We start from the raw sequence: 18,462 nt of genomic DNA on the forward strand, positions 1-18,462 counted from the left end.
CGAGACCTTCGGCAAGCAGTGCACACCCGTACCCGTCGGTGCGGGTCCCGTGTGCTGCCGTGCCGAGGTGTCGTGAAGCAGAGCGCAGCACTCTCGGCGGGGCAGCCCCGACCGATTGAGGACCCTTGATCAGCCTTACCGTGACGGCACTCGTCTTCGGCGTCGTCTTCCTGGCCGAGCTGCCGGACAAGACCGCCCTCGCCGGCCTCGTCCTCGGCACCCGCTACCGCGCCTCGTACGTCTTCGCCGGTGTCGCCGCCGCGTTCACCCTGCACGTCGTGCTCGCCGTCGCGGCGGGCAGTGTGCTGACGCTGCTGCCCCAGCAGATCGTGCACGCGCTGACGGGTGTGCTCTTCCTCGGCGGCGCCGCGGTGCTGCTGATGAAGAAGGACGACGGCGAGGAGGAGATCCGCAAGCCGGAGAACCAGTCGTTCTGGAAGGTCGCCGGAGCCGGCTTCATGCTGATCCTGGCCGCCGAGTTCGGTGATCTCACCCAGATCATGACCGCGAACCTCGCGGCCCGTTACGACGACCCGCTGTCCGTCGGCCTCGGCGCGGTGCTCGCGCTCTGGGCGGTCGCCGGACTCGGCATCGTGGGTGGAAAGGCGCTGATGAAGCGCGTTCCGCTGGCGCTCATCACCAAGGTCGCGGCCCTGCTGATGGTGGCGCTCGGGCTGTGGAGCCTGTGGGAGGCGATCGCGGGCTGAGCCCCGGCGCCCGAGCCCCGGCGCCCGAGCCCCGGACCGGCCCTGGTTCCGGCCCCGGTTCCGGCCCTGGTTCCGGGCTCGGGCCGGCCCAGGTCGGCTCGGGCCCGGCTGAACATCGGGTGAACGCCGTGCGGGCCGGTGGCGCGAAGCCCGATTTGTTTTGTACCGTAGAGAAACAAAGTGGCCCCCGCTCGTTTTCCCTGACCGGCGAGCGGGGCCGCCTTGTCCCCCACGCTTGGAGTCTGCCCATGACGGCCACCGCCGCGCCCACCGTTCTCACCGCCCGCGCCTTCCTGCTGGACATGGACGGCACCCTCGTCAACTCGGACGCCGTCGTGAACCGCGTCTGGCGCGGCTGGGCCGACCGGCACGGGCTGGACGGCGACGAGGTCATGAAGGTCGTCCACGGGCGGCAGGGGTACGCGTCGATGGCCCTGCTGCTGCCCGACCGGCCCATGGAGCAGAACCACGCGGAGAACGCCTGGATGCTCGCCGCGGAGACGGCCGACATGGACGGTGTCGTGCCGGTGCCCGGCGCGCCGGAGTTCCTCGCCGCCCTGAGCGGGGTGCCGCACGCGCTGGTGACCTCGGCGGACGTCGCCCTGTCCACGGCACGGATGGCGGCGGCCGGGCTGGCGCTGCCCGACGTCCGGATCACCGCCGAGTCCGTCGGCGCGAGCAAGCCGGACCCCGAAGGCTTCCTGAAGGGTGCCGCCGGGCTCGGGATCGCCGCCGCCGACTGCGTGGTCTTCGAGGACTCCGGCGCCGGGATCACCGCGGGACGCGCCGCGGGGATGCAGGTCGTGGGCGTCGGCCCGAGGGCCGGGCTGCACGCGCCCGACGTGGTCGTACAGGACCTCACGCAGGTACGGGTGGAGCCGATGGGCGACGGAACGGTACGGCTGCACATCGGCTAGCGGGCGGCCCGACGCCACCCTGCGCCCTGGCGGACGGCGCCATGCCCTCCCGCGGGCGCGGGCCCTCGCGGACGCGGTTCTGTCCCCGGCGGACGGGCGCCATCCCCGCCGCGGACGCGGTTCTGCCCTCGCGGACGCCGCGATCCCCTCGTGGACGTGGTCTTGCCCGGCCGGTGCGGGCCGTCGCGGATGCGGTCTTGCCCTGCCGGATGCGGGCCCTCGCGGATGCGGGCCTGCCTCCCCGGCGGACGACGCCATACCCCCGCTGACGCGGTCACGCCCCCGCCGCTGACGCGGTCGTGCCCCTGCGGGCGCGGTCGTGCGCGCCCGCGAGGGGCCCGGTCACGGCTACGAGGTCTCCGACTCCAGCTTCTCCCTGGTCTCCGCGCCGTACACGCCCGGCGCGTCGCTGCGTACACCCCTCGCCCACTGGTAGGTGCGCAGGGCGTAGTCGACACGGTTGGTGAACCGGCCGTCGATTCTGCCGTTGTAGAGACGCAGCTGCTGCAGCCGCTCCTGGAGTTCGGCCACCTCCGGGCCGCTGTCGCCGAGGCGCAGGACCGGGGCCGCAGTCTGGCCGCCCCCGGGCGCCGGGGAGGCCGTCGTGCCGGTCCTCGTCGCGGTCGCGGTCGGCTCGGCCGGGCGGGACGTCGAGGGGGAGGCGCTGGGCGCGGACTTCGACTCCGACTCCGACGGCGACGCCGAGGCGCTCTCGCTCGGCGACGACGACGCGGACGGCGAAGCGGACGTCGACGGCTTCGCGGAGTCCGCGGTCGCGTCGGCGGAGTCCGCGCCGGCCCCGTCGGCCGAGGCGTCCGGCGCGGCCACCCGTACGTCGGTCGAGGCCGCGGCCTCCTGCGCGGGCGTGTCGGAGGAGAACAGCCCGTTGGCGAGTCCGGCCGCGGCCGCCACCGCCACGACCGCTCCCGCGGTCGCCCCGAGCAGCATCCTGCGGCGACGGCGCCCGGCCCGCGGCGCCGGGGTGTCGTACCGGGTGTCGTACGTCACGTCGAACGCGGACGTTCCCGCCCGCGGCTCCCGCTGCGCCCCCTCGAACAGGCTCAGGTCGTCTGCGTCCGGCGCACCCGGCGACGGTGCGAGGGGCGTGGGCAGCCCCCGGGCCGCCTTGACCCGGCGCAGGGTCGTGGTGACGTCCGCGTCGGCCGGCGGCACGGCCGCGGACTTCCGCGCCGGGCCGTCCACAGCCCCGGATGCCGAGCCGTCCACAGTCCCGGACACAGCCCCGGATGCCGGGCCGTCCACAGTCCCGGACACCGGACCGTTCACCGACCCCGGCAGCGAGCCGCCCACCGTTCCCGGCACCGAGCCGTACACCGGCTCCGAGCCGTACCCCGGCAGCGAGCCGTCCACCGTTCCCGGCAGCGAGCCGTCCACCGTTCCCGGCACCGAGCCGTACACCGGCTCCGCCGTGCTGCCTGCTGCCGCCGGTGTCGCGCCCTGTGCGGCCGCGGTCTGCTCCGGCTGCCCGGACCACTCCGGCTGTGCGGGCTGCCCGGACCACTCCGGCTGTGCGGGCTGCCCGGACCACTCCGGCTGTGCGGGCTGCCCGGACCACTCCGGCTGTGCGGGCTGTCCGGAGTGCGCGGCGTGCTGGGCGAGGCCGGCCGGGTCGTCCTCCAGCTCGACGTACGGCCGTATTCGCGTCGGCGGGTCGAAGCCCTCCACCGCGGCCGCCTCCGCCGCGCGCGTGTCGTGCAGCGCGTCGGCCGCCTGCTGTGCGCACAGGCACGACGGGGTGTTGTCCGCACCTCGCGGCTCGCCGCACCACGGGCACCATCGCCCGCCTCCGTGCCCACCTTGGTGCGGGACGGTCGCGCTCTCGGTCCCGCGTTCGTCCACGTGTTCGCCCGCCTGCTGTGCGCACAGGCACGACGGGGTGTTGTCCGTACCTCGCGGCTCGCCGCACCACGGGCACCAGCGCCCGCCTCCGTGCCCAGCTCGGTACGGACCGGCCGCGCCCTCGGTCCCACGTTCGTCCACGTGTTCGTTCCCTCCCCATGCGAACACCAGAGATTATGCAGACCCTTCGCGCGGCCATTGACCGGACTCCCCCCGGATTACAGGGTCCCGGCAGGGCTCAACAGGCCATAAACGGTCAGACCCACCACGATGGAGAGGTCACGATTGCCTCAGGAGGTCTCCATGGCCGTGGACGCGCACGCCAGGACGGGGGACGCGGCGCAGCAGCACGTGTCCGGCAACATCCTCGTCTCGATCGGCGCCCTGCTGCTCGGCATGTTCCTCGCCGCCCTCGACCAGACCATCGTGTCGACGGCGCTGCCCACCATCGTCAGCGATCTCGGCGGCCTGGAACACCTGTCCTGGGTGGTCACGGCTTATCTGCTGGCCTCGACCGCGGCGACCCCGCTGTGGGGAAAACTGGGCGACCAGTACGGGCGCAAAAGGCTGTTCCAGTCCGCGATCGTGATCTTCCTGATCGGCTCGGCGCTGTGCGGCATGGCGCAGAACATGCCGGAGCTGATCGGCTTCCGCGCGCTCCAGGGCCTGGGCGGCGGCGGGTTGATGGTGCTGTCGATGGCGATCGTGGGCGACATCGTCCCGCCCCGGGACCGCGGCCGCTACCAGGGCCTGTTCGGCGCGGTCTTCGGCGCGACCAGTGTGCTCGGCCCGCTGCTGGGCGGGGTGTTCACCGAGCAGCTGAGCTGGCGCTGGGTCTTCTACGTCAACCTGCCGGTCGGTGTCGTCGCGCTCGCGGTGATCGCGACCGTCCTGCACATCCCGCGCAGGTCCACCCCGCACGTCATCGACTACCTCGGCACCTTCCTGATCGCCGCCGTAGCCACCTGTCTGGTGCTGGTCGCCTCGCTGGGCGGCACGACCTGGGCGTGGGCCTCGCCGCAGATCATCGGCCTCCTGGTGCTGGGCGTGGTCCTGGCGCTGGTGTTCGTGCTGGTCGAGCGGCGGGCGGCCGAGCCGGTGCTGCCGCTCAAGCTCTTCCGCGTCCGCACCTTCACGCTCGCCGCCGTCATCAGCTTCATCGTCGGCTTCGCCATGTTCGGCGCGATGACCTACCTGCCGACCTTCCTCCAGGTCGTCCACGGCATCTCCCCGACCGTCTCCGGCCTCTACATGCTGCCCATGGTGGTCGGCATGCTGCTGTCCTCGACGCTCTCCGGTCAGATCGTCAGCCGCACCGGCCGCTGGAAGGTGTTCCCGGTCGCGGGCACCGGTGTCACCACCATCGGCCTGCTCCTGCTGCACAAACTGGACGAGAACAGCTCCACCGCCGAGATGAGCGTCTACTTCTTCGTCTTCGGCCTGGGACTCGGCCTGGTCATGCAGGTCCTGGTCCTCATCGTGCAGAACGCCGTCCCCTACGAGGATCTCGGCGTCGCCACCTCCGGTGCCACCTTCTTCCGTTCCATCGGCGCCTCCTTCGGCGTCGCCATCTTCGGCTCGGTCTTCGCCGGCCGGCTGGCCGACAAACTGGCCGACGCCTTCCGGGGAAAGCATCTGCCGCCCGGCCTCTCGGCGGACTCCCTGCAGGCCGACCCGCGCGGCATCGCCGCCCTGCCGGCCCCCCTGCGCCCGGCCGCCCTGCACGCCTTCGCCGCCTCCATCACCGACGTCTTCCTCTACGCGGCACCCGTCGCGCTCCTCGGCTTCGTCCTGGCGTGGTTCCTGAAGGAGGACCCGCTGCGCGGCTCGGTCACGGCGCCCGACCTCTCGGAGACCCTCGCCGCCAACCCCGTCGAGCGTTCGTCGTACGACGAGGTGTGCCGGGCGCTGTCCACGCTCGGCACGCGCGAGGGACGGCACGAGATCTACCGGGAGATCACCGAGCGGGCGGGCTACGACCTGCTGCCTGCCGCGAGCTGGCTGCTGCTGCGGATGAAGAAGTACGGCTCGGTCGAGCCGGGCGTGCTGGCCGAGCGCACCTCGATTCCGATGACGGTCGTCATCGAAGCCGCCCGGCAGACGGAGGAGCGCCGTCTGGCCGTACGCGAGGGCCTCGACCTCAGCCTGACCACGCAGGGGCGCGAGGTCGCCGACCGGCTGGCGATGGCCCGCGAGGAGTCGCTGGCCGAGCTGCTCGGTGACTGGTGGGGGCCCGACCGGCCCACCGACCTGATCCAGCTGGTCAAGGAGCTCAACGACGAACTGTGCGGCTCGGACCAGGAGCAGCCGCACAGCGGGGCGGCCCCCGGCGTCCGCGCGGGGTCCCCCGGCGTCGGCTGAGCCCCCCGGCCCCTTCCGGCCCACCCCGGGCCTCCCGGGCCTCCCGGCAGTCGGGTGCTCCCGGGCCTCCCAGCCGTCGGGTGCTCCCCGGGGCGTTCCGGCCGTCCCCGGCTCCCCGGGCTCACGCGAGCTGCTTGCGGAACCAGTGCTCGGCGTACGGGTCCTCCTTGTACGGCCCGGTCTCGGTGTAGCCGAGCCGCGCGTACAGGGCGCGTGCCTCGGTCAGGTCGCCGCGGGTGTCGAGCACCAGCCGGGTGGCCCCGAGGGCGCGGGCGGCGTCCTCGGCCGCCGACACCAGCAGCGCGGCCCCGCCCCGGCCGCGCATCCCCGGATACAGGAACACCCGGGTCAGCTCGGCCGTCGTGGCCTCCAGCAGCCGTACGCCCGCGCTGCCGGCGGGCTCACCTCCGTACCGGGCGACCAGCAGCCGGCCGTCCGGCGGGGCGAGTTCGGCGCCGGTGTTCGCGGCGATCTCGCGCTCCAGCTCGTCCGGGTCGGTGCGGCGGCCCTCGTGCAGCAGGTACCAGCGGTCGCTGACCTCGGTGTAGTAGGCCCGCCAGAGGGCGGCGGCCGCGGGCGAGTCGAAGGCCTCGGGGGCGACGGTCCAGGTCATGACCGACATTCTCGGCGGCGGGCCCGCCCGGCCCGCAAGCGAATACCGGCGAACCGGGCGGCCGTCGCGCCGTGTTGCTCCCGGCTCGGCCCGGCGCGGCTGCCGTTTGGGCGAGGTCTTCCGGGTAACCCGGTTCAGGAACCGGCCCGTTGGGCCGAGACACGGAAGGCAGCCATGTCGACAGGCGTGTTGATCGCTCTGATATTGATCGTGGTGGCCGTCGTCGCGGTGACGGCCGTCCTGGCCCTGCGGGCCCGGGGCGCGCACGGCGGCGGTCTGAAGCGGCGCTTCGGGCCCGAGTACGAACGGACCGTGGCCGGATACGACGGCGATGTGCAGCGGGCCGAGCGGGAGTTGACCGAACGCGTCGAGCGGCACGGCGGACTGCGCGAGCGGCCGCTGGAGCCGGCCGAGCGCGAACGGTACGAGGCTCGCTGGACGGCCGTCCAGGAACGGTTCGTCGACTCGCCGCGCGAGGCGGTCGCCGACGCGGACCGGCTCATCGCGGAACTGGCCGGCGCCCGCGGCTTCCCGGACGGCGCGCAGTACGAGGAGCAGCTCGCGGCGCTCTCCGTGCACCATGCCGGCCATGTGCAGGGCTACCGCCGGGTGCACCGGGTCGTCGTCGTGCCGGCGAAGGCCGGGAGCGGCGGCGCGGGCACCGAGGAGATGCGGGAGGCGCTGGTCGAGGCCCGCGGTCTCTTCGCCGAACTGGTGGCCCCGGCCGGCCGGGGCAACGGCCACCGCTCCGGCAACGGTCACCGCTCCGGGACGGCGCCGGACGACCGGCGCACCCCGGCCCGATCCGACGGCCACGGCACCCCGTGGGCGTTCACCAGGCGTCAAGCGAAGGGGAGTTGAGCCACATGTCCGATACCGGGCGACCGGTGACCGACGGCACGGGCACGGACGCGCGGCAGCCGTCCGGCAGGCCCGAGGCACCCGAGACGCGCAGGACGAACGACACACGCGGGACCGCCGGGACGGCCGGGACCGCCGGGACCGCCGGGACCGTCAAGGCGACCGAGGCGCCTGTCCCGCCCAGGCCACCCGAGGCGCCTGCTGCCCCCAGGGCGACCGGCACGACCGAGGTTCCCAGGGCGGCCGAGGCCCCCGAGCGCCACCCGGAAACCGCCGGCCCCGCCGCGCTCCTCGCTCACGACGAGTCCGACAAGCTCACGCTCCGCCTCCGGCAGGCGGTCGCCGCGTTCGTCGACGAGCCCCGGGGCTCCGTGGAGGAGGCCGACCAGGTGCTGGAGGAGATCGCCGCCCGCTTCACCGAGGCCGTGGCCAGGCACCGCCGGACGCTGCGTACGTCCTGGCAGTCCCCGGACAAGGCGACCGGGAAGCCCACGGGACGGTCCCCGGACAAGGCCCCGGACAAGACCGCGGACCAGCCCACAGGAGGCGTGACGGGTCCGGCGAGGGGGAACGACACGGAGCAACTCCGCCTGGCCCTGCGGGAGTACCGCGAACTGGCGGAGCGTCTGCTACGCGTGTGACCCGCGCGTCGCGTCGTCCGAGGCGCCCGCCGCACGCGGGACCCCCGCACCGCCCGTAGCGGGCGCACCCCCGGCCGCCCCCGTACCGCCCGTAGTACCACCCGTACCGTCCGTACCGTCCGTACCACCGGAGTCGATCGCCGCCCGGCGCTCCCGCCACTCCCGTACGACCTCGTCGACGTCGTACGGCTTCTTGCCCAGCGGGGGGCCGGGCGGCGGCTTGAACATCATCTCGCGGATCTTCGCGTTGACGTCCGTGAGGATCCTGCGGACGATCAGCTCGGAGGGCGCCGCGTAGGCCGCCGCGAGGGCGTCCTCGGCCTCCTTGCGCAGCGCGAGCGCGGGTGGCAGCACGGAGAGACCCTCACGGGCCATCTTCCTCTTGATCCACCACAGTTCGTCGTACGTCGTGTCCGTGACCTCCGGCAGCGGCCGGCCCGCCCCCTCCAGGTGGGCGAACTCGCCTCGCGCCTGCGCATCACGGATCTGCTTGTCGACCCAGGACTCGAACGGGACCCCCGGTGGCTTTCGCTCGGTCATGAGTCCATTGTGCCGGACGCGGTGCCGCCGGGCGATTTATCATGCGGCGGCGGTGCGCCAACCAGGCCGCCGTACAAGGACATTCCAGAAGGAGAGCACGTGCTCGAACTCACCATGGCCTCCGTCTCCGGGGCGGACGTCGGTGCCACGGCCGGCATGCTCATGGCCGACGCGCCGAGCGAACCCGGCGCCGTGCTGCGGGTGGGCCGGGATGCTTCCGTCTGCCGGCTCGCGACGCCGGACGACTGGCTGTTCGTCTCGCGGGTCCACCTGGAGTTCCTGTGCGGCCCTGAGGGAACCTGGCATGTGTCGTGGCTGCGCGGCTCGCAGCCCGACCCCTCCTCCGAGGTGCTGCTGACCGTCGGGGAGTACGCCCAGACGATCGCGTACGGCGGGAGCGTGCAGCTGCCGCGGGGCGGGGCCGGCGAGATCATCATCCGGGACCGCACCGGCCCGCGCAGCGTCAACGTGGGCTTCTACCACGAGGCGTGACCCCGGGCCGGGCCGCCGTCGGCCCCGGAGCCCGTCCGACAGGACCTACTCGGGCTCCTCGGGCTGCTCCAGCACCCGGGCCAGCGCGAAACCGTCGTACCCCTTGCTGCCCACCGTCTGGATCGCCGTGGCGCTCAGCCGCGGGTGGGCGGACATCAGCTCGATGGCGGCCCGGGTGCCCTCGATGTCCGGTTCGCTGCTCTCCGAGTCGATCACGCGGCCGCCGCGCACGACGTTGTCGACGATGATCAGGCTGCCCGCGCGGGTGAGCCGCATCGCCCACTCCACGTAGTTCGCGTTGTTGGCCTTGTCGGCGTCGATGAAGACGATGTCGAACGGGGCCGGGTTCTCGTCGGCGAGCTTGGGCAGCGACTCCAGGGCCGGGCCGACGCGCACCTCGACGATCCGCTCCAGGCCCGCGTGGGCGATGTTGCGGGTCGCGATCTCGGCGTGCCGGGCGCTGTACTCCAGGGAGATCAGCCGGCCGTCGGCCGGGAGCGCGCGGGCCAGCCAGATGGTGCTGTAGCCGCCGAGCGTGCCGATCTCCAGGATGGTGCGGGCCCCCTGGATCTGGGCCAGCAGCTGGAGCAGCTTGCCCTGGGGCGGGGTGACGGCGATGTGCGGGAGCCCGGCGGCCTCGCTGTCCCGCACGGCCGCCTGGAGGGCCTCGTCGTCCGGCGCCAGATGGGTGGAGAAGTAGAAGTCGACGTCGTCCCAGAGCTGAGACCCGCTCATGCGCTCTACCTTTCGTATCCCTGCCTGGAGATGGCAACGGTCGGAGATGCCGGCCACGTGGGCCGACGGATGCGGTCACGGACGAGCCCCCGTCACCGTGCCCGCCGTCGACCTCCGGCCGGTGCGGGGCCGACGGGACGCCGACGCGCCGAGGGGAGGGGGCCACCTCGGTGCCCCCTCCCATGGTCGCGCAGTCCGTCCCGTCATGCAGCCGACTCGCCAGCCGCCTACGACGCGGACCCGCCAGCCGCCTACGACGCGGACTCGCCAGCCGCCTACGACGCGGACCCGCCAGCCACCTACGACGCCGACTCGCCAGCCGCCTACGACGTGGACCCGCCCGCCGGTGCCGCCCCGGACTCGACCGCCGGTGCCGATCCGGGCAGCGGCCGGCCCGCCGACTCCACCATGTACCAGACCGCGACACCGCCGACGACGGCCGCGCCCATCAGGTAGTAGGCGGGCATCATCATGTTCCCGGTCGCGCCGATCAGGGCGGTCACCACCAGCGGGGTGGTGCCGCCGAAGAGCGACACCGACACGTTGAAGCCGATGGACAGCGAGCCGTAGCGGACCCTCGTCGGGAACAGCGCCGGCAGGGCCGCCGGCATCGAGGCCGTGAAGCAGACCAGGAGCAGGCCGAGCGCGCCCATGCCGAGGCCGACGGCGAGCAGGCTGCCCTGGCGGATCAGCAGCACGGCCGGGACGGACAGGAACAGGAAGCCCGCGCAGCCGGCCGCGATCACCGGGCGGCGGCCGATCCGGTCGGTCAGCGCGCCGGCGAAGGGCTGCACGATCATCATCAGCGCCATCACACCCAGCACGACCAGCAGGCCGTGCGTCTCGTCGTACTTGAGCTCGCTGGTCAGATAGCTCGGCATGTACGACAGGAGCATGTAGTCGCTGACGTTGAAGACCAGGACGAGCCCCATGCACAGCAGCAGCGTCCGCCACTGGCCCACGACCATCTCGCGCAGCGGCACCTTGGGGCGGCTCGCCTCGGACTTCGCCAGCTCCGCCCGGAACGCCGGGGTCTCCTCCAGGCGCATCCGCAGATAGAGGCCGACGACTCCCATCGGGCCCGCGATCAGGAACGGGATCCGCCAGCCCCAGGACACCAGGTCCGCGGAGGACAGCAGCGCGGTCATCAGGGTCACCAGACCCGCGCCGCCGATGTACCCGGCCAGCGTGCCGAACTCCAGCCAGCTGCCCAGGAAGCCGCGCCGCTTGTCCGGCGCGTACTCGGCGATGAAGGTGGACGCGCCCGCGTACTCGCCGCCGGTCGAGAAGCCCTGCACCAGGCGGGCCAGCAGGAGCAGCAGGGGAGCGCCGACGCCGATCGTGCCGTACGACGGGATCAGGCCGATCGCGAACGTGCCCGCCGCCATCATGATCATGGTGAGCGCGAGGACCTTCTGCCGGCCGATGCGGTCGCCGAGCGGGCCGAAGACCATGCCGCCGAGCGGGCGGACCAGGAAGGCCGCGGCGAAGGCGCCGAACGTGGACAGCAACTGCGCGGTCGGGTTGCCCGAGGGGAAGAAGACCTTGCCCAGGGTGACGGCGATGTAGCTGTAGACGCCGAAGTCGAACCACTCCATCGCGTTGCCCAGTGCGGCGGCCTTCACGGCGCGCCGGACGAGGGCGGGGTCGGTGGTGGTGACCTCACGGGTCCTGCTGATGGTCCTGGGAGCCTGGGGAACGGCGATGGTGACGGCCGACAAAACTTCGCTCGCCTACCTTTCGACGGGGACAGGGACACGGCCCTGGGCGGGCCTGGAGGCGACCATACGAGCCTTTGATCCGCTTACGCCCGGTACGCAACTGAATGCATGCTGCACCTAAAAGCCGTGTATGCAGGTACGTCTGCCCCGTTCGGGAGGTGTTTTCCGGCCGCCCGCTGTGATCCTTGTCGCCCCCGGCGCCGTCAGCGCGAGCTCGGCACCCGCTCGGACGGGCGGGGCCGGGCCTGGGTCTTCGCGGTCCGGCCGAGAAGGCTGCGCAGCCGGCGCTCGGCGGGGTGCTCCACCCACTGGTACGCCAGCCCCGCGGCGCCGAGGCTGACCGTCAGGACCCCCGCCCAGAAGACGAGCGTGGCCTGGCCGGGGGCGGGCTTGCCCCACAGGAACACCGCGGACCGGATCACGATCTCGTGCAGGAGGTACCAGGCGAACGACCAGTGCCCCAGCCGGATCATCCAGGGCCCGCCCAGTCCGGTGCGCCGCCCCTCCAGGTCGGCACGGGCCGCCGAGCAGATCAGGGCCGCGAAGACCGGCGCCGAGAGCCACTGCGAGGCGGTGTAGGGGCTGTACCAGAGGGAGTCGGGAACCGCGTCCGACCAGGGGATCAGCGCCAGGTGCCAGCAGACGACGAGAGCGACGGCCGCCGGCAGCGGCAGCCGGAGCCGCCAGCCCCGCTTGAGCGCGAGCCCGGCCACCACCCCCAGCACGAACTGGAGGGAACGCGTCAGCGGCAGATAGTCCAGGGCCCAGGCGCGGGTGACGGGCGGCAGGCCGGACAGCGCGGGCCACAGCACGAGCGCGGCACCGACGACGGCGGCGGCCGTCCACGCCCACACCCGGGCGCGGCGCCCCGCGAGCAGCGCCAGCAGCGCGGGGAAGACCAGATAGAACCAGGCCTCGTCGCTGAGCGACCAGGCCGCCGGGTTGCCGCCCGTGAAGATGACCGGTACGGGCACCCACGCGTGCGCCAGCAGCAGCGTCGCGGCCACCGCCTTGAGCGACACGGCCTGGCCCATGACCGCCCACACGGCGACCGACAGCGCGACGCTGACGGCGAGCAGCGGCCAGATCCGGGCGAAGCGCCGCCACAGGAACACCCGCGCGGGGACGTGCGCGCCGTCGTACGTCCAGGCCAGGACGAATCCCGACAGCACGAAGAAGAACGTGACCCCGCTGCGGCCGTACCAGACGACCTCGCTGACCACCGGCACGGTGCCGACCTGACGTGACAGGTGGTACAGCACGACCAGCAGAGCGGCCCAGAACCGCAGCCCGGTCAACGAGGGCAGTCGGTCACGGCCGGGCCTGGGTATGGAGGTCAATGCTGGTCCTTCACCGTTCGGGCGGCGGGCGGGGGCGATCACCCCGGCACGGAGCAGCAAAGACTAACGCCGCGGCCCGGCCCGACCCGAACTCTCCCCGGCCCCGGCCGCCGCCCTCAGGAGGTTTGAGCGTCGAACGCGTGCCGTACGAGCGGTACGTCCATCTTGGGAATCCTCACGTTGAACGACCCGGAGGGCCCGGCGAGGTCGAGGGCTATGAGCTTCCAGTGACCGGCTTTGGCGGCGGAGGCCGTCAGGGTCAGTGGCGGGAGGAGGGTCAACGCCTGCTGCCCGTGGCCTTGCCACGTCACCGGCTTGCCCCGGCTGAGGTACAGGGTGCCCAACCGGGATCTCGCGCCGGCCTGTCCGAGCGGACGAAGGAAACAGGTGACCTTCAGGGTCACGTCGTTCGTGAACAGATCGAGATCGCCGGCAGGGGTCGGCCGCTTGATCCACAGCCAGCGGAGCAGTACGTCGGAGAAGGTCTGAGTGCCCGCCGCCCGGCGGACGTTCGAAGTCATGGCGGCAGAGTGTAGGAGCACGCCGGGACGAGTCCGATCGCAGGCCGCGCGTGATGTGCTTGGTTCATAACTGCGGCGGCGACACGCCAGTCTATCGCGGCGTTTCGGAAGTAACTGATACTGGTGACCCCAACCCCGGCTTTGATGACGCGGTGGAAGGAGTTGCCAGGCCGCGAGGTGGGGGCGCAACTCCTGAAGAGCATCACCATGGGAACACCAACAGCGATTACACCAGTTGGACTACCAGTCCAATCGCCGCCATCCGCGCGGCAACGAGAGGAGGGAGCGTCGGAGTCGTCCTTAGAGTCGGGCGCCGCCGCGGCCAGCGAGCAGCACGCCGGCCATCTCCACCAGGTACTGCAGCAACGGGCTGCCTCAATGTCACGGAAATCTTGTCAGGGCCAGAAAAGTCCGTACGCCGACACCCCCTGAACCGTGTAGCCCTTGTGGGACAGCCTGCCGATCAGAGTCTTGATCCGGCCCAGCGTCCACCGCTGGTCATCGGCGAAGCCATGGCCCGACGGCCCCCGCTTCAGCTCCGCCTCCAGCCGGTCCCACTCCTGCACCGACAGCCGCTCCCGCGACACCGGCCCCTTCGACTTCAGCGCCGCGACCCCGCCCTCGCGCCACACCGTGCGCCACCGCCACACCGTGCGCCACCGCCACACCGTGCGCCACCGCCGCACCGTGCGCTCCGTGACCCGCAGATCCGTGAATGAGATGCCCCAAGATTCCGCCTCGGCGTGAATGCTGATCAACGCAGCCCCCTTCCGATTGTGAAAGGGGGCCGCGAAGCTGCTACTTCTGATCTGCTAGTGCTCGGCTTCCACGCAGCCGAGTATTAGCGTTCCTCGCCGAAATCGAAATCTATTTCTTGACGTACAGCTGCAGGCGGCATCCGATCACTTGAGCGTAGCTCTTGTCGTCCTGCTGGTACTTGAACCTACATTTCTCGATCTCTTTCGATACCGGCCCGGTGATCTTCACCCGAGCCACGTAGTAGACCGTACTGAGGGAACGAGGCCCGACCCTCACTGGGGTTTTTGCAAGGTCCTTCGAGGCGTCGAGTTCCTTTGCGACTGGATCGTCTCCCCCGAATCGACTGAGGAGCACCACTTCGCCACCAGTACTTGCAAGTGCGTGAGCGCTTACCCCACGCAACTCCAGACCGGGCGGTGGATCCAATACCTCCGCTCCCGTTATCAGCAGGTCCTTCGTCGACTTGTTGTACGGAAGCGGCAGGGCGAAGTTCCACTCCTGACCTACTTTGCCCTCTTCGGTCCCCGTAAAATTCGCGGCCTCGATGTCCCCTCCCAGGGATGTTCCAGGCAGGACCGAGTGCTCCGAAGGGGTAGTCGTGCAGGCCGAGAGAAGGCCTGCGGCGACCATCAGCGAAACGCTAGTACGAATACATGACACCAGGCCTACCGCTGACCTTGTCATACAAGCCCCAGACGTGGTGGACGACACCGCTCTTGGTTCCCGCGATGATTTTTTGCACGTGATTTGCATCGTACTGAATTGAGCCGCCGAGTGAAATGCCGAACGGTGTTGCCGCACCCTTCCATTTCACGCTCTTTCCCCGGCTTACGCCCACGTAGGCGCCTGCCGCAATCTTGGCTCGATAATCTGGGTTGGAGGCAGCGTATCGAGTGGGCCCGTCGAGCTGCCGTACATCTTTTCCGTAGGCTCCGGCGTACCAGCCGGCGGGAATGTTCCCTGTGAGGCCCCTGTGCATGGCAGATGAGATCACAGGAATTTATGTCATGCACGCGCAAATTACCTGTTTGGCGCCCAGCCGACCGGGCAAAGTGTCCACTTTGCGGCCTTGGGGGCAAGATCGCCGGCCATGCCGTTATCGAAGCGCAAGGTTGATCCAGATGGCTTTTTGCCATTCCTTGATCGACAAGATGCGCTTTCGTTATTCAGGTTGAACTCGTAGAGTCCGGTTGTGTGGTCACCAGGGTTCGGTGATCAGGCCGGTCCCGGCGAGGCAGCCGTCGATCAGGTGGGGTCTGAACTGGATCTTTTCGGGGGTCCTACCGGGATCGGTATCTGATCTCTGATGATTTCCGGAACAACAGGTTCGGGTGGCGTGAATTCTTCGAAGTTCTCGATGGGGTTGATTCTCCGATTGGCCTTTTTTCGCTGCGAGGTGGTGGTTGGAGTTTGATCGGACTCGCAGACGAGAATGTCGAATCCGTGGTCGCGGCTCTGGTGCGCCCTCCTCTTTCGCATGAATGGCCGCAGGGTGCTGAAGGTTCCTGATGTGGTCCAGTCCCGGTGGCGCTGGCGTCAGCGGAAGGCTGCCGTGCCGGACTCGAACCACACGGTCTTGCCGTCCTCCGGGGTCAGGTCCACGCCCCACTTGTCCACCAGTGCTTCCAGCAGGGCGAGGCCGCGGCCGGTTTCCGAATCCGGCCGTACGTCGCCCTGGGGCAAGGGGAGTCGGGCGGTGCCGTCCGTCACCTCCACCCGTACCCCCGCCGGCTGCCGCAGCAGCGCGATCGTGCAGCGTCTGTCCGGTACGTGGCGTACGACGTTGGCGACCAGTTCCGTCAGGGCCAGTTCCACGGTGTCGGTCAGGTGCGGCAGGCCCCACTCGGCCAGGCAGGAGCGGGCGATCCGGCGGATGTGCCGCGCCGAGTGCGCACCGACGGTGAGGTGCATCCGGTACTGGGGCGGACGCGGGCCCGCGAGGGCGGGGGGAATGAATCCGTTCACGGTACGAGCCTGACCACGGCCGACTACTCTGGGCTACCGTACGGATACAACAGGTCCCGTGGTGGGCCGAGTTATGTCGTAGGGGGCCGCGCGTGACCCACATCAACGTCCTCGACCCGGGAGCCTCGCCGCTCGACTACTACGGCTTCGAACTGCGGCGACATCGCGAGGCCGCGGGCCTCACGCAACGACAGCTCGGCGACATCGTCAACTACACGGGGTCACTGGTCGGACAGATCGAGACCGCCAGGAAGCTGCCCACCCCCGAGTTCAGCGAGCGCGTGGACGCGGCGCTGGGGACGGGCGGGCTGCTGTCGCGCCTTGTCGCGCTGGTCATGCGAAGCCAACTCCCGGCCTGGTTTCAGCAGGTGGCCGAGTTGGAGGTACGGGCTGCCGAGATCTGTACCTTCCAGACGCACATGGTTCATGGGCTTCTTCAGACCGAGCCCTATGTGCGTGCCGTGCTGGGTTCACTGGATCCCGCGGACCTCGACGACCGCACCGCCGTACGGCTGGCCCGTCAGTGCATCTTCGAGAAGGCGGAGCCGCCGGTGCTCTGGGCGGTGATCAGTGAGGCCGCCCTGTGCCAGGAGATCGGCGACGGGGCGACCATGCGGGGTCAACTGGCCCACCTGTTGTCGTTCCGGAGCAACCCTCGGATCAACGTTCAGGTGCTGCCGTTCTCGGCCGGGGCGCATGCTGGCTTGACGGGCTCGTTCAACCTCTACCGCTTCGCGAGCGATCCGACCATCGTCTACACGGAGGGCTACGGCAGCGGGCATCCGAGTGCCAATCCGGACACCGTCAACGACTGTTCGCTCCGATACGATCACCTCCAGGCCGCCGCTCTTTCCCTGCGGGACTCGGCGGAGTTGATCCGGAGCGTGATGGAGGAGCGCTATGGCGAACAACGCGATTCCGGCAGTGGTCGAGTGGCGTAAGTCCAGCTACAGCGGAGATCAGGGCGGCAACTGCATCGAGTGCGCCCCGGTCGGCCCTTTGGCCTGGCGTAAGTCCAGTTACAGCAGCGACCAGGGCGGCGACTGCGTCGAGGTCGCCGAGACCTCCGCCACCGTCGCCGTCCGGGACTCGAAGAACCCCGCGGGACCGGTGCTCGGGTTCCGGCCCGCGGCGTTCGCCGAGTTCGTGATCTGGTCGGCGGCTACAGCCGCTGGATGATCGTCCCGGTGGCCAGGCCGCCGCCCGCGCACATCGTGACGAGGGCGAACTCCTTGTCCGCGCGCTCCAGTTCGTGCAGGGCGGTGGTGATCAGGCGGGCCCCGGTCGCGCCGACCGGGTGGCCCAGGGCGATCGCGCCGCCGTTGACGTTGACCTTCGTCAGGTCCTGCCCGAAGACCTGGGCCCAGCTCAACACCACTGAGGCGAAGGCCTCGTTGATCTCGACGAGGTCGATGTCCTTCAGGGACATGCCCGCCTTGCCCAGGACCGCCTTCGTGGCGTCGATGGGGCCGTCGAGGTGGAAGTGCGGGTCGGCGCCGACCAGGGCCTGGGCGACGATCCGCGCCCTCGGCTTCAGCTTCAGGGCGCGGGCCATGCGCTTCGACGCCCACATGATCGCCGCCGCGCCGTCGGAGATCTGGGAGGAGTTGCCGGCCGTGTGCACGGCCGTCGGCATGATCGGCTTCAGGGCGGACAGGCCCTCCACGGTCGTGTCGCGCAGGCCCTCGTCCTTGTCCACCAGGCGCCACATGCCCTGGCCCGCCCGCTGCTCGTCCTCCGTGGTCGGGACCTGCACCGCGAACGTCTCCCGCTTGAACCGCTCCTCGGACCAGGCGATCGCGGCCCGCTCCTGGGAGACCAGGCCGAGGGAGTCGACGTTCTCCCGGGTGAGTCCGCGGTGGCGGGCGATGCGCTCGGCCGCCTCGAACTGGTTGGGCAGGTCGACGTTCCACTCGTCCGGGAACGGTTTCCCCGGGCCGTGCTTCGAGCCGGAGCCGAGCGGCACCCGCGACATCGACTCGACGCCGCAGGAGATGCCCACGTCGATCACGCCCGCCGCGATCATGTTCGCCGTCATGTGGGACGCCTGCTGCGAGGAGCCGCACTGGCAGTCGACCGTCGTCGCCGCGGTCTCGTAGGGCAGGCCCATGGTCAGCCAGGCGGTGCGCGCGGGGTTCATGGACTGTTCGCCGGCGTGGGTCACCGTGCCGCCGACGATCTGCTCGACGCAGTCGGCGGGGATGCCCGTGCGGCCCAGGAGTTCGCGGTACGTCTCGCCCAGCAGATAGGCGGGGTGCAGGTTGGCGAGCGCGCCGCCGCGCTTGCCGATGGGGGTGCGTACGGCTTCGACGATCACGGGTTCGGCGGCCATGGGTGCGGGTCCTCTCCTCCGAACTGATACGTGTTCTAGTTCTGTGTGCAGTCTGCTGACGAGGTGTCCACCCCCGCAAGGGTCTTGCAGGCAGATT

The 18,462-nt window shown here is 70.8% G+C and carries 17 protein-coding genes and 2 pseudogenes; 8 read left to right on the forward strand and 11 right to left on the reverse strand.

Going from position 1 to position 18,462, the window contains the following annotated elements:
* Positions 1 to 125: 125 nt before the first annotated feature.
* Both ACZ7OY_RS03485 and ACZ7OY_RS03490 read left to right on the forward strand, forming a co-directional pair.
* Entirely contained in the window at positions 126 to 707 is a 582-nt protein-coding gene (locus tag ACZ7OY_RS03485) for a TMEM165/GDT1 family protein (RefSeq protein ID WP_384726902.1), read from the forward strand.
* 248 nt (positions 708 to 955) lie between these two features.
* Entirely contained in the window at positions 956 to 1,624 is a 669-nt protein-coding gene (locus ACZ7OY_RS03490) for an HAD-IA family hydrolase (RefSeq protein WP_471909818.1), read from the forward strand.
* A gap of 348 nt (positions 1,625 to 1,972) precedes the next feature.
* Here ACZ7OY_RS03490 and ACZ7OY_RS03495 read toward each other — a convergent pair whose 3' ends face one another.
* Positions 1,973 to 3,625, reverse strand: coding sequence for a peptidoglycan-binding domain-containing protein (locus ACZ7OY_RS03495; RefSeq protein WP_471909819.1), 1,653 nt, complete (start codon positions 3,623 to 3,625; stop codon positions 1,973 to 1,975).
* Positions 3,626 to 3,787: 162 nt separating this feature from the next.
* Between ACZ7OY_RS03495 and ACZ7OY_RS03500 the strand changes: the two genes are divergently transcribed.
* On the forward strand, positions 3,788 to 5,845 hold the full coding sequence (locus ACZ7OY_RS03500) for an MDR family MFS transporter (RefSeq protein ID WP_471909820.1): 2,058 nt from the start codon (positions 3,788 to 3,790) through the stop codon (positions 5,843 to 5,845).
* 121 nt (positions 5,846 to 5,966) lie between these two features.
* Here the strand turns inward: ACZ7OY_RS03500 and ACZ7OY_RS03505 are convergent, their stop codons facing one another.
* The gene (locus ACZ7OY_RS03505) at positions 5,967 to 6,458 is read right to left on the reverse strand and encodes a GNAT family N-acetyltransferase (RefSeq protein ID WP_471909821.1); all 492 of its coding nucleotides are present in this window, start codon (positions 6,456 to 6,458) and stop codon (positions 5,967 to 5,969) included.
* A 174-nt stretch (positions 6,459 to 6,632) separates the two neighbouring features.
* Between ACZ7OY_RS03505 and ACZ7OY_RS03510 the strand changes: the two genes are divergently transcribed.
* Together ACZ7OY_RS03510 and ACZ7OY_RS03515 are read left to right on the forward strand one after the other, a co-directional pair.
* A complete protein-coding gene (locus tag ACZ7OY_RS03510; protein ID WP_471909822.1) occupies positions 6,633 to 7,319 on the forward strand; it encodes a hypothetical protein in 687 nt (228 codons plus the stop codon).
* A 5-nt stretch (positions 7,320 to 7,324) separates the two neighbouring features.
* Positions 7,325 to 7,960 (forward strand): hypothetical protein, encoded by a 636-nt coding sequence (locus tag ACZ7OY_RS03515; protein WP_471909823.1) that lies wholly within the window; start codon positions 7,325 to 7,327, stop codon positions 7,958 to 7,960.
* Positions 7,961 to 8,077: 117 nt separating this feature from the next.
* Here the strand turns inward: ACZ7OY_RS03515 and ACZ7OY_RS03520 are convergent.
* Positions 8,078 to 8,500 (reverse strand): annotated as a pseudogene (locus ACZ7OY_RS03520) (DnaJ family domain-containing protein); the annotation flags it as partial.
* Positions 8,501 to 8,599: 99 nt separating this feature from the next.
* Here ACZ7OY_RS03520 and ACZ7OY_RS03525 point away from each other — a divergent pair.
* Positions 8,600 to 8,992, forward strand: coding sequence for a hypothetical protein (locus ACZ7OY_RS03525; RefSeq protein WP_351605461.1), 393 nt, complete (start codon positions 8,600 to 8,602; stop codon positions 8,990 to 8,992).
* Between the two features lie 45 nt (positions 8,993 to 9,037).
* Here the strand turns inward: ACZ7OY_RS03525 and ACZ7OY_RS03530 are convergent, their stop codons facing one another.
* The 7 genes and pseudogenes from ACZ7OY_RS03530 to ACZ7OY_RS03560 form a co-directional block, all read right to left on the reverse strand.
* Positions 9,038 to 9,727, reverse strand: a complete 690-nt coding sequence (locus ACZ7OY_RS03530; protein WP_471909824.1) for an O-methyltransferase — start codon at positions 9,725 to 9,727, stop codon at positions 9,038 to 9,040.
* Between the two features lie 323 nt (positions 9,728 to 10,050).
* Positions 10,051 to 11,448: a glycine betaine/L-proline transporter ProP gene (gene proP / locus ACZ7OY_RS03535; RefSeq protein WP_471909825.1), complete on the reverse strand. Its 1,398-nt coding sequence runs from the start codon at positions 11,446 to 11,448 to the stop codon at positions 10,051 to 10,053.
* Between the two features lie 203 nt (positions 11,449 to 11,651).
* The gene (locus ACZ7OY_RS03540) at positions 11,652 to 12,788 is read right to left on the reverse strand and encodes an acyltransferase family protein (RefSeq protein WP_471909826.1); all 1,137 of its coding nucleotides are present in this window, start codon (positions 12,786 to 12,788) and stop codon (positions 11,652 to 11,654) included.
* A 116-nt stretch (positions 12,789 to 12,904) separates the two neighbouring features.
* Positions 12,905 to 13,309 (reverse strand): hypothetical protein, encoded by a 405-nt coding sequence (locus ACZ7OY_RS03545; protein WP_471909827.1) that lies wholly within the window; start codon positions 13,307 to 13,309, stop codon positions 12,905 to 12,907.
* Between the two features lie 425 nt (positions 13,310 to 13,734).
* Positions 13,735 to 13,965 (reverse strand): annotated as a pseudogene (locus ACZ7OY_RS03550) (IS630 family transposase); the annotation flags it as partial.
* A 211-nt stretch (positions 13,966 to 14,176) separates the two neighbouring features.
* Entirely contained in the window at positions 14,177 to 14,698 is a 522-nt protein-coding gene (locus ACZ7OY_RS03555) for a hypothetical protein (RefSeq protein WP_471909828.1), read from the reverse strand.
* A 906-nt stretch (positions 14,699 to 15,604) separates the two neighbouring features.
* The gene (locus ACZ7OY_RS03560) at positions 15,605 to 16,033 is read right to left on the reverse strand and encodes an ATP-binding protein (RefSeq protein WP_471909829.1); all 429 of its coding nucleotides are present in this window, start codon (positions 16,031 to 16,033) and stop codon (positions 15,605 to 15,607) included.
* Between the two features lie 92 nt (positions 16,034 to 16,125).
* On the opposite strand from ACZ7OY_RS03560, the gene ACZ7OY_RS03565 reads away from it, so the two are divergent.
* Both ACZ7OY_RS03565 and ACZ7OY_RS03570 read left to right on the forward strand, forming a co-directional pair.
* Positions 16,126 to 16,974 carry a helix-turn-helix domain-containing protein gene (locus tag ACZ7OY_RS03565; RefSeq protein WP_471909830.1) on the forward strand — a complete coding sequence of 283 codons (849 nt, stop codon included), beginning with the start codon at positions 16,126 to 16,128 and terminating at the stop codon, positions 16,972 to 16,974.
* Positions 16,934 to 17,212, forward strand: coding sequence for a DUF397 domain-containing protein (locus ACZ7OY_RS03570; RefSeq protein WP_471909831.1), 279 nt, complete (start codon positions 16,934 to 16,936; stop codon positions 17,210 to 17,212). Before ACZ7OY_RS03565 ends, ACZ7OY_RS03570 begins: the two co-directional genes overlap by 41 nt.
* On the opposite strand, the gene ACZ7OY_RS03575 is transcribed toward ACZ7OY_RS03570, so the two are convergent.
* On the reverse strand, positions 17,196 to 18,365 hold the full coding sequence (locus tag ACZ7OY_RS03575; protein ID WP_471909832.1) for a steroid 3-ketoacyl-CoA thiolase: 1,170 nt from the start codon (positions 18,363 to 18,365) through the stop codon (positions 17,196 to 17,198). The genes ACZ7OY_RS03570 and ACZ7OY_RS03575 overlap by 17 nt on opposite strands.
* Positions 18,366 to 18,462: the final 97 nt, after the last annotated feature.

Source organism: Streptomyces sp. NPDC107559 (assembly GCF_055657365.1).

Bases quoted from the DNA above. Each gene is read 5' to 3' on its own strand.
- ACZ7OY_RS03545 (WP_471909827.1), bottom strand. From the start codon at position 13,309: ATGACTTCGAACGTCCGCCGGGCGGCGGGCACTCAGACCTTCTCCGAC.
- ACZ7OY_RS03555 (WP_471909828.1), bottom strand. From the start codon at position 14,698: ATGGTCGCCGCAGGCCTTCTCTCGGCCTGCACGACTACCCCTTCGGAG.
- ACZ7OY_RS03570 (WP_471909831.1), top strand. From the start codon at position 16,934: ATGGCGAACAACGCGATTCCGGCAGTGGTCGAGTGGCGTAAGTCCAGC.
- ACZ7OY_RS03500 (WP_471909820.1), top strand. From the start codon at position 3,788: ATGGCCGTGGACGCGCACGCCAGGACGGGGGACGCGGCGCAGCAGCAC.
- ACZ7OY_RS03575 (WP_471909832.1), bottom strand. From the start codon at position 18,365: ATGGCCGCCGAACCCGTGATCGTCGAAGCCGTACGCACCCCCATCGGC.
- ACZ7OY_RS03510 (WP_471909822.1), top strand. From the start codon at position 6,633: ATGTCGACAGGCGTGTTGATCGCTCTGATATTGATCGTGGTGGCCGTC.
- ACZ7OY_RS03515 (WP_471909823.1), top strand. From the start codon at position 7,325: ATGTCCGATACCGGGCGACCGGTGACCGACGGCACGGGCACGGACGCG.
- ACZ7OY_RS03490 (WP_471909818.1), top strand. From the start codon at position 956: ATGACGGCCACCGCCGCGCCCACCGTTCTCACCGCCCGCGCCTTCCTG.
- ACZ7OY_RS03530 (WP_471909824.1), bottom strand. From the start codon at position 9,727: ATGAGCGGGTCTCAGCTCTGGGACGACGTCGACTTCTACTTCTCCACC.
- ACZ7OY_RS03505 (WP_471909821.1), bottom strand. From the start codon at position 6,458: ATGACCTGGACCGTCGCCCCCGAGGCCTTCGACTCGCCCGCGGCCGCC.